This window comes from Terrimonas pollutisoli (assembly GCF_029360765.1).
In the GTDB taxonomy this organism is placed as follows: domain Bacteria; phylum Bacteroidota; class Bacteroidia; order Chitinophagales; family Chitinophagaceae; genus Terrimonas_B; species Terrimonas_B pollutisoli.
On record NZ_JARKNA010000039.1, the window covers coordinates 1 to 10,230 of the forward strand.

Below are 10,230 nucleotides of genomic sequence, written 5' to 3' on the forward strand. Positions count from 1 at the left end.
TAAAGGCGTTGTTTTTAAGAAAAATACATGCAGTGACCTTTAAGGGGTTCCTGCTAAAACTGGTGATGTTTATTCTGGCTTTTACCCTGAATAAGCTCACCCTTTAACTAGCAACTTGAATTATTTAATGATTAAAAAAAGATGAACCAAAACATGTTGAAGCTTCTTCGTCCAATGATCCTTGTTTTTATTTTACTGAGTGGGTTTTTTATTGCAGGCAAATTGTGGTTGGAAAAAAAAGGAATTGACCAGGAGGTATTGATTCTTGGCAACCTCGTTTTGTTTGCCGTGTCCATATTGACTTTTTGGCTCACCTGGCGCAGCCTGAAATCTGACAATACACATGTCTTTGTCCGCGCCTTGTATACCGGGTTTATCGTAAAATTTTTTGCCATAGCGCTGGCAGCATTTATATACATTTTGCTGGCTGAAAAAAACCTGAATAAGCCAGCGCTTTTTTGTATGATGGGTTTGTATATTGTTTACTCGGCTATTGAAGTAAACACTCTTTTGCGGATATTGAAGCAAAAAAAGAATGCCTAAAAAAGAAGTCCCGATCGGCCAGTTACAGGATTATTTACCACCCGGTACCTACGAGGCTGTGCTTGACTATCTGCGACAACATAAAGTGCATTTGACAATTGCCCGCGAACGCAAAAGTATTTTGGGTGATTACAGGCACCGCACTCACCACGACAATCACCGGATCAGTGTGAATGGTAACCTGAATCCTTATTCTTTTCTTATCACTTTACTGCATGAATTAGCTCACCTGTTGACCTTTGAACAATTCGGCAATAGGGTGTTGGCGCACGGCCGTGAATGGAAAATTATTTATGCAGGAATGCTGGCACAATTTCTTCAGCATAAAATTTTTCCGCAGGATATTGAAGCAGAGTTAATCTTATCACTCAATAACCCTGCTGCCAGCACTTGTGCTGAAGATGGCTTATTGAGAGTGTTAAGAAAGTATGATTCGAAGCAAACCCATCATCGTTTGGTGGAAGAAATATCGATGGATGCATATTTCCGTACCAGCGACGGGAGGATCTTTAAAAAGCAGGAAAAACTCCGGAAGCGATTTCGGTGTATTGAGGTCAAGACGGGTAAAGTATATTTATTCAGTCCCGTTTATGAAGTGGAATGGTTGAATGCGGGGTAATATTTTTTTTCGGCATCGTGGTTTGATTAGCTTTGTTTCATCAAAAACCATTGATTATGAAAAAGATCTTATCAGTTCTTACATTTATTTTAGGCGTTATTATTGCCAATGCACAGACAGAAAAAGGTGACTGGATGGTTGGGGGCGGTTTTCAACTCAATACATCCAGTAATAATACCGTCATAGCGTTGACACCGAATGCCGGCGTATTTCTCATCAATAATTTGGCACTTGGCGGAAATCTTCGGTTTTCCTATGTTAAAGCAGACGACACGAAAATTACTGATTTTGGCATTGGCCCCTTTGTACGTTACTACTTTACGAATGCCAACGTGAGACCTATTCTACATAGCAGTTTCGATTTTCTAAGTTCAAAGACAAAAATTATAGGGCTTGGATCTTCAAGCAGCACAGGCATTAACTATTTCCTTGGAGGTGGGGCAGCTATTTTTATCAGCGACCAGGTTTCTATTGATGCTTTATTGGGTTATGATCATACAAAGTATGAAGATGTTGACGGCAGCGGCGGTTTTGCTATGACGGTGGGTTTCCAGGTTTACATTCTTAAACGCCAAATGGACAGGGTCAGGGGTAAGTAAAGTTCTATAAGTTTAAAAGGTTCAAAAGGTTTAAGGAGTTAAACAATTTCTTAAATCTTTTGAACTTATTCAACCTTTTAAACTTTTTAACATCCACAAACTGCAGCCGGTATGACCGCTATTGCCCATCGGTCCTTTTAAATATTCAAAACCAAATTTTTCGTACACCTTCAGCGCCTGTTTGAGTTCGGGCATCGATTCAAGATAAACTTTTTGATAGCCATACTCTTTGGCAAAAGCGAGGCTTTTCTCAATCAATTCACGTCCAAGGCCCATGCCCCGTGCTTCAGGCAACAGGTACATCTTTACCAGTTCGCAGGTATCGGCGGCAAGACCATCAGTAGGATAGATGCCACCGCCACCCACAATTTTTCCATCGAGCAGCGCTATAAAATAAGCTGCCCCTTTATGATCAAACAATTCATAAAGTGCATTGGTGGACTCGTCATAATACACCGTGCCGGGATGATTGGCGCCGAATTCAGCGAGGGTATCTTTTACAATTTTTGCAAGATGTGGGTTGTCTCCAGGCTCTATAGTGCGGATAACTATTTTGCTCATGCTTCAAAAATACAAACGGTGCCTGACAACCAGCAGACGAATTAAAATGTGCTTATTAACTATTCAAAAACATATATTGGGGCAAGGATGACACGGGTAGAATGGATAAACACGGATTTTTTTTCTGCCGCAGGTGGATAATCTGTACTTATCCATTTAGTCAAATAATATTTATCGCTTAAACATGAGGGGAGTTTATAATCATTAGGTTTAATCTCAGCCAAATCCGTTTAATCTGTGTCATCCGTGTTCCCCGTTTGCCTGATTTTTAATGCGTCTGACCTGGCCTGACAACCAATTGCCGCCAATATAAATGAAAGACAGAAGTTTTTACCATTGAATCATTTCCGGGGCAGAATTATTAACTTTATAAAGCTCCCGTCTGATTTTTTTAACCAAAACATCAAGGCTATGCTACAAGATATAGCTTCTGCCATCGGATCTTCAGAGAAGGTAAAAGTGCTAACCGCTTTACCTGGCAGTGCAGAAGGAAATTTTGCGTTTGACAGCAGTATCTCTTTTCTTCCCTTTGTCAATTACCTGAAAGACCATTTAGCGGGCATTGATGATACACGATCGAGATTTTATAATTACCTCATTGAAAGATTTGAGACAGAACCAGCCCTGCTGATGCCGATCGGAGATAACAGACTTTTGGATGAGCACAGTAATCTCCTCGAACTGTTGGGAACAGCACTTTTCCCCGTTGTTACCGATCCGGAAAAAAATATTTTTACACTGGGTGTCCCTTACCAGTTTTCCATTTTTAATGAGTCGGCTCCTTTCAAGAAATTATTTGTCGACAAAGAGGAACACTTCCTGTTGCCACAGGACAGTTTGTCGGAACAGATCCGGCAAATAAAATGTTCGCTTATTTACGAGCATGCCCTGCAAAAATTTTATGGGATAAAGCTGAATGCTAATACGGATCTCGTCTACCCAATTGCCGATCCGGCAACCGGTTTGAAGCGATATTACAAATTGCGATATGACAACCGGTTTATTGACCTGCATGCCAAGGGGGATCTGCCGCCAATAAAAGATTGTGCTGTTTGTTTAAATACATTCAGAATACTGGACCTGGAACACCAGATGAAAAAAATGCCGCTTGACCTGTTTAAAGCGGAAGGTTTTGGTGTTTGGGTCGCCGAAGACGTGACCGTGCAAGAGTCACTCGACGCTATCAAAAAATTATTACTGAGAGAAGAAACTTGCAGTCCTGGTATTATTCATGAGCTGAAAGAATGTATTCATGCGCTGACGGGCTTAAATGAAGTGGAAGTAGGGATAGCCCCTTTTGTCAAACTGAACAATGAATTTGTGCTGGATGAAACTTGTACACGTCATGGCCTGATGGGCAAAAACTGGAAGACGTCAAACGAGGAGGATATAAATGATTTTAAGAACAGCATTGCCTTTCTTTCTGAACGACCGGAACCGATGCCCATTCCTGTGGTGGATGAAAATCTAATGAACGTTGCGCCATTCTTCAGGGATCTTTTAAAACGGGGTATGAAGAGTTACCTGATTTATCCTGTTCAAAATAATGATGGCTTGCTGGGCTTACTGGAATTGGCATCCCCGGTGTCAAACCAGCTTACGTTGGATATAATGACGAAGCTGGAACCAGCAATGCCGCTTATTTCACTGGCATTGTTAAAAAACAGGGACTCTTTTACGGAAAGGATCGAAAAGTTGATTAAAGAAAAGTTCACCGCTTTGCAACCGTCAGTTGAATGGAAGTTTGCCGAAGTAGCCTGGAACTATATGAAAAGCCCGAATGGCAACGGCAGCGGCACCGCGAGCAATGTAATTTTTGAAAATGTGTATCCTTTATATGGGGCAATCGATATACGCAATTCATCACTGGAAAGAAGTATGGCCCTTCAGAAAGATGTGAAGGCTCACCTGGAGCTGATCGATGCTACGTTTGATAAACTGGATGCTGTTATGCACCTGCCATTGCTGGAAGGATTGAAATTTAAGAACTTCAATTATAAAGAAGCTATTGATAAAAGCATGCAGGCGGAAGATGAGATCAGGCTCAACGATTTTTTTACCAATGAGGTAAACCCCGTGTTGCTTCATCTTAACAAAAGCAACAGCAAAACCAATGAAGTGATCGGCGCATATTTTGCCAGTGTGAACGATACCAATGGCTACTTATATAAGCATCGTAACGAGTATGAAAAAACATTGGCAGCCATTAATGAGGCCGTGCTCAGTTATCTTCAGAAAGAAGAGGAAACCCTGCAGCAGTCTTACCCGCACTATTTTGAAAAATACCGGACCGATGGTGTTGAGTATAATATTTATATTGGTCAATCCATAGCTCCTAACAATCCTTTCGATCAGCTTTACTTAAAGAATATCCGTTTGTGGCAATTGAAATCGATGGCTGCCATTGCTAAGATCACCAACGAAATGCTGCCATCACTTCCTGTTCAGTTACAAACTACCCAGCTCTTGCTGATTCACAGTCAGCCAATCTCTATCAGCTTCCGCAGGGACGAAAGAAGATTTGATGTAGAAGGGTCATACAATATTCGCTACGAGATCATGAAAAAAAGATTGGATAAGGTGCATATAAAAGAGACGAGCGAAAGATTAACACAACCCGGCAAAATAGCTATGGTTTATTCCAATCAGAAAGAAGCGCAGGAATACCAGGAGTATATTCAATTTTTACAAAGTAAAAAGATACTAAGCCCGGGGTTGGAAATGCTGGAGCTGGAAGAATTGCAGGGGGTTAGCGGATTGAAGGCTTTGCGGGTTGATATTAACCTTGAGAACGCTACATAGATTTTTATCAAAGGTTGTCAAAATCAAGTTCAACATTGCCAAATACAGGATAACCGGTGCAGGTAAGTGCCCGGTTATTTTTTATATCCTCATCTGTCAGTACTTCATTGTATTGCATCCATACTTTGCCTTGTACACATATGGCAGCACAGGTGCCGCATCGCCCCGTTTCGCAGCTGTAGGGCAACTCAATGCCCGCCTGTTTTGCTGACTGTAAAATAGTTTGCGGGAACTCACTTCGGAATTCATACTCTTTTTTATCCAGTATTAGTTTTACTTTCCGCGGCGAGGTATCCGGCGGTAGCGTTGGCGACTTTAGTGTGGGGATGACAAATTCTTCCTTTCGCATATTGGCGGCCTTTATTCCGGCAGATAATAAAGTGATTGTGATCATCCGCATATAAGCAAAAGGGCCACATAAATAAAACAGGCATTTTTCGGTTGGCGCAGTTGTATGTTTTTTTAAAAGTTCACCCAATAACCAATTGCTGAGTCTTGCATGCCTATAGTTGGTTGCATTGCTAAAAAGCCAAACAATTTCAAGGCGGGACGGATACTGGTTTTTTATTTGTTGGATTTTGTCGTAAAATATAGTATCCTCTTTTGAGCGATTGCTATAGATAAGTACAACGCTTATTTTAGGATACAGGTGCAGAACTGTTTTCAACAGGCTGTATATGGGAGTGATGCCGCTACCCGCTGCCAATAAAAATAATTGCTCGTATAAATGAACATCATTGGGCAGGGTGAAAAAGCCACTGGCGCCTATTGTGGTTAATGTTTCACCTGTTTTAGCTGCATCAATCAATTTCCTGGAGAAAAGGCCATTGACTACTTTTTTGATCGTGATTTGCAATGACTCTGCCAAAGCCGGAGAAGAAGAGATGGAGTAATTTCTTCTTTGTTCGCCAAACGGCGTTTCAAAAATAAAAGTCAGGAATTGTCCCGGCTTATAAGGGATATTTTTCCCATCAACAGTTTCCAGTACAAAAGTTTTGGCATCATTTGTTTCCCGGATGATTTCTTTTATTCTTACTTTTTGTCGTTTGCTCATACTAAGTTGAGGGATGATGCAAAATAAGAGAAATAAAAAATCAACCAGCTTGAAAATATTTATTGCATTAGTCTAGCGTTATGATCACCGGCATGTGATCACTATACGGTGACCAATAGTCATAGTCGCCAATTTCAACCGATTTGATTTTTTCACTCAGGTCAGCAGATACAAAACAATAATCAAGATGATAAGGTTTATCCTGGTGCCGGTACAGGTAGTAGGTAGGATGTTGTTCGCTGCCCTGCACTTGCTGATGATGCAGGTGATAGCAGCTATAAATGCCTTTTTCTTCCAGGTGCTTTACTACATTGGAATGATTCCCTGCTCTTCTCTTTCTATCCCAGATCGTATTGCTGTTAAAGTCGCCAATGAGGATGGTTTGTTTATTGGTGATATATTTTTTGTAATGATGAATAGCTTTCCATATTTGCTCTACATACTGACCATCCGGATCGGTAGGATTGTTAGCCCAGATAGCATAAAGTAAGAATTTTGTGTTGCCACCCGTAACGGTAACGGGAATGATCATCCTGAGTTCGGGATTGTGTTTTTTATGAACCCTGAAACGAAAATCGCTATAAGAAAAAATGCCGAGGCCTTTGTTTAGATTATTACCAAACCACAACATGTCGGATGGTTGCCGGATGTCATCGCTAAATTTTAATTTGTCCGGGTGTTCACATTCTGGTACGATCACAATATCCGGGTGCAGGCTCAGCAGCAGCCCTGCCTTTTTGCGAAAAGCCATATTGCAATTCCACGTGATCAGCTTCATGCGCATAAATTTAATGGTAAATAAAAAAGTTCCGGAAAATAGTTTAACAAAAATTTGCCTGGCACAGGGTAAGCTGTACTGAAATCACTTTTACTTTTAAAGATGTATTTATACCGCTTCCTTTTTCTTTTGGTGATGATGAGTCTTTACCAGCTGGTCAGTGCTCAGCAAACACTAAAAGGAAAAGTGTACGAAGCCTTTACCGATTCTATCCTTTCTGCAGTTAATATTTTTAATACGCATACAAAAAATTCTGTGAGATCAGCAGCGGATGGAAGTTATAGCATAGCTGCCGCAGAAGGCGATATCGTTATTTTTTCGGCAGGCGGTTTTAGAACGGATACCATTGTAGTAAGTTTTAGTTTATTGCTGACACCATTTGATCTGAATTTGCACAGGCAGGTCGTGTCATTAAAAGAAGTAAGAGTTACGGGGAGTTACCAGGCAGACTCATTGGCAAGGCGAAATTATTATAGCCATATTTATGCAAAGCAGGCTGGTATTACGGGTCGTAACCGGCCGGCTAATGGAGTAGGAGTTACTCTCAGCCCGGTTAGTTTTTTCTCCAAAGAATCAAAACAAAAAAGAGGTTTGCGTAGCCGTCTTGAAAAGGAGGAAAAGGGAAATTATGTTGATCATTCGTTTCCTTTGCCATGGGTAAAAAACGTAACGGGTTTAGATGGCGACTCGTTATCATTATTTATGTATCGCTATCGGCCATCGTATAAATTTTGTCGGAAGACAGACAGGCAGGGCATGTTGATTTACATTAACGATAAAGTGAAGGAGTTTAGAGATCCGAAAAGTTCACGATAGCGATACAAGTGATTAATTGCCGGGTAAAGCAAATGCTACAAATTGATCTCCTGATTTGCTACCGATCTTACCACCGCCACAAGCAATCACTATATACTGTTTGCCATTTAGTAAATAAGTAGCAGGAGTGGCATAGCCAGCCGCCGGTAAATGATGTTCCCATAGCTGCTTGCCCGTTTTTTTATCAAAAGCCCTGATCTTTTCATCTTTGGTACTGGCGATAAAAATCAATCCACCTTTTGTTACAAGCGGACCGCCATAGTTTTCTGTTCCGGTAACAGGCATTCCTTTTTTTGTTAGTTCTTCATATTCACCCAGCGGCACTTTCCATAGTAACTTGCCGGTATTCAAATCGACAGCATTTAATGTACCCCAGGGTGGTTTAATGCCGGGATAGCCATCTGCGTCAAGAAAGCGATTGTAACCTGTCATCGTATACGGTACTTCGTCCAAAATGGTTTTGGTAAGCGATTGTTTTTTCGACTCCGGCTCTTTGGCTTGTGCACCACTGCTTGCTGGTTCTTTGTCAGGCTTGTTCAACAGGAAAGCCGCCAATGCTGCTTTTTCATCCGCGGTCACCTGTTTGAATGCCGGCATCATATTTCTGCCGTTCTCAATGATATTGGACAAGGTTTTGTCCGTGTACTTTTTTTCAAGATTGACTAAAGAAGGAAACGAAGTGCCGTTGCCTTTTAATTCCGGTCCATGACAACTGATGCAATATTTGCCGTACATCGATTGTCCGATTGTTTTCAACGAATTTGATCCGGTGTTTTTACCGGGCATATCAATCATCTTTAGCAGCCAGGGCAATTCGGTTGAATTCACATACAGAATACCTGACTCCTGATCTACGGCCGCTCCGCCCCATTCACCACCACCATCAAAACCGGGAAATATCCAAACCCCGTCTTTGTTTGGTGGAACAAACATTCTCCCGTCTTTTACTGTATTGAATATTTCCATCATGGCGGCATGCACTGCAGGTGTACGATCAGACACATCGGCTGCAGTAAATGTTTGTCTTGAAAATGGTTCCGGAAGTGTGGGGATAGGTTGTGTTGGCCAGGGTTCTTCACCCGGTAATGCCGAAACAGGCACCGGTCTTTCTTCTATCGGGAAGATGGGCTCGCCCGTCTCACGGTCAAACATAAAAATATAGCCATGTTTGGTGATCTGTGCCACGGCGTCAATTGATTTGCCATCTTTTTTTATGGTGATTAAATTTGGATTGGCCGGCAAGTCACGATCCCAGAGATCATGATGGATGACCTGGTAATGCCAGATATATTTTCCGGTAGCTGCATCAAGAGCAATAAGCGAATTGCCAAATAGATTTTGTCCTTTGCGTATGCCGCCATAAAAATCACTACCCACAGAACCGGTGGGAATATAAACGATACCTCTTTTTTCATCCAATGACATGCCTGCCCAGTTATTAGCACCGCCCAATTTTTTCCATGCATCTTTATCGGGCCATGTTTCATAACCTTTTTCGCCGGGACGTGGAATGGTATGAAAGGTCCAGATTAATTTGCCAGTCATTACATCGAAGGCTCTTATGTCGCCGGGTGCAGCATCAGCGGATTCTGCCACCCGCCCGCCCATGATCAAAGTGTTTTTAAAAATGACACCAGGTGTTGTAGAAGCGATAAATGGATTATAAGTGCCGGGTTCCCTGTCAATATGTTCGTTGAGATCAATAAAACCACCTTTACCAAAACTGGTAATTGGTTTTCCATCTATAGCGTTGATGGCAAAAGTTTTTGAACCGGCAGAATAGAGAATACGTTTGTCGGTAGCGCTTTCATTTTGCCAATACATAACACCACGGCTGACTTTAAAATAAGCATAAGGGTCATTTTTCGCCGAGGTATCAAGTGATGATGGAAAGAATTGCCATTTCAATTGCCCGGTAGCAGCGTCCACCGCAAATAAAGTTAGTCTCGGTGAAGTGCCATATAACACAGCATCAACCATGATGGGGTTACACTGATTTTGGGAATGGTTGCCGGTGTCTTTATCATTGGAAGAAAAGGTCCACGCAACAGCCAGTGAATCCACGTTGGCGGTATTGACCTGGTCGTTTGATGAATAGCGGTTACCTTCTTTTGTGCCGGCATAAGTTCGCCAGCCGGAATAATCAGCTTCGCCGGATTTTGTTTTACAGGCAATGAAAAAAAGGAGAAACAGGAGACCCGCAATCGTATTTCTTATCATGTCAGCGATTTCAGGGAAGTTAGGAACATTCTATAGCAACACAAACCTGATCAATTAATTTAATAGATGTATTTAACTAAAACCCCAGGGTTGGTATTGTATTGCCCCGTCTTTAAGTGGCTGTTGCACGACTCAAAACTAATGCACATTATGTTGATATGGCATAATTGGAAAAGTAATTGCTGTGTAAGAGCTATGCAAGGCCAAAAAAAATATCAAGAACAACTGTTCACTTCAT

9 protein-coding genes and 1 pseudogene are annotated in these 10,230 nt (G+C 41.6%); 6 read left to right on the forward strand and 4 right to left on the reverse strand.

The features are described from left to right. The 4 genes and pseudogenes from P2W73_RS26015 to P2W73_RS26030 form a co-directional block, all read left to right on the forward strand. Window positions 1–107, forward strand: a pseudogene (locus tag P2W73_RS26015) (IS982 family transposase); the annotation flags it as partial. Between the two features lie 46 nt (window positions 108–153). Further along, the gene (locus tag P2W73_RS26020) at window positions 154–543 is read left to right on the forward strand and encodes a hypothetical protein (protein WP_276505034.1); all 390 of its coding nucleotides are present in this window, start codon (window positions 154–156) and stop codon (window positions 541–543) included. After that, a complete protein-coding gene (locus tag P2W73_RS26025) occupies window positions 536–1,162 on the forward strand; it encodes a SprT-like domain-containing protein (protein WP_276505035.1) in 627 nt (208 codons plus the stop codon). Before P2W73_RS26020 ends, P2W73_RS26025 begins: the two co-directional genes overlap by 8 nt. A gap of 56 nt (window positions 1,163–1,218) precedes the next feature. Further along, window positions 1,219–1,761: a hypothetical protein gene (locus P2W73_RS26030; protein WP_276505036.1), complete on the forward strand. Its 543-nt coding sequence runs from the start codon at window positions 1,219–1,221 to the stop codon at window positions 1,759–1,761. Window positions 1,762–1,830: 69 nt separating this feature from the next. Here P2W73_RS26030 and P2W73_RS26035 read toward each other — a convergent pair whose 3' ends face one another. Continuing rightward, complete coding sequence (locus P2W73_RS26035) at window positions 1,831–2,322, reverse strand: GNAT family N-acetyltransferase (RefSeq protein WP_276505037.1); 492 nt, start codon at window positions 2,320–2,322, stop codon at window positions 1,831–1,833. Between the two features lie 411 nt (window positions 2,323–2,733). Between P2W73_RS26035 and P2W73_RS26040 the strand changes: the two genes are divergently transcribed. Continuing rightward, window positions 2,734–5,124: a hypothetical protein gene (locus tag P2W73_RS26040; protein WP_276505038.1), complete on the forward strand. Its 2,391-nt coding sequence runs from the start codon at window positions 2,734–2,736 to the stop codon at window positions 5,122–5,124. A 7-nt stretch (window positions 5,125–5,131) separates the two neighbouring features. Here P2W73_RS26040 and P2W73_RS26045 read toward each other — a convergent pair whose 3' ends face one another. Further along, on the reverse strand, window positions 5,132–6,178 hold the full coding sequence (locus tag P2W73_RS26045) for a ferredoxin--NADP reductase (RefSeq protein ID WP_276505039.1): 1,047 nt from the start codon (window positions 6,176–6,178) through the stop codon (window positions 5,132–5,134). A 67-nt stretch (window positions 6,179–6,245) separates the two neighbouring features. Further along, entirely contained in the window at window positions 6,246–6,956 is a 711-nt protein-coding gene (locus P2W73_RS26050) for an endonuclease/exonuclease/phosphatase family protein (protein WP_276505040.1), read from the reverse strand. 102 nt (window positions 6,957–7,058) lie between these two features. Between P2W73_RS26050 and P2W73_RS26055 the strand changes: the two genes are divergently transcribed. Continuing rightward, window positions 7,059–7,772 carry a peptidase associated/transthyretin-like domain-containing protein gene (locus P2W73_RS26055; protein WP_276505041.1) on the forward strand — a complete coding sequence of 238 codons (714 nt, stop codon included), beginning with the start codon at window positions 7,059–7,061 and terminating at the stop codon, window positions 7,770–7,772. A gap of 12 nt (window positions 7,773–7,784) precedes the next feature. Here the strand turns inward: P2W73_RS26055 and P2W73_RS26060 are convergent, their stop codons facing one another. Further along, window positions 7,785–9,992, reverse strand: a complete 2,208-nt coding sequence (locus P2W73_RS26060) for an outer membrane protein assembly factor BamB family protein (protein ID WP_276505042.1) — start codon at window positions 9,990–9,992, stop codon at window positions 7,785–7,787. Window positions 9,993–10,230 lie beyond the last annotated feature (238 nt).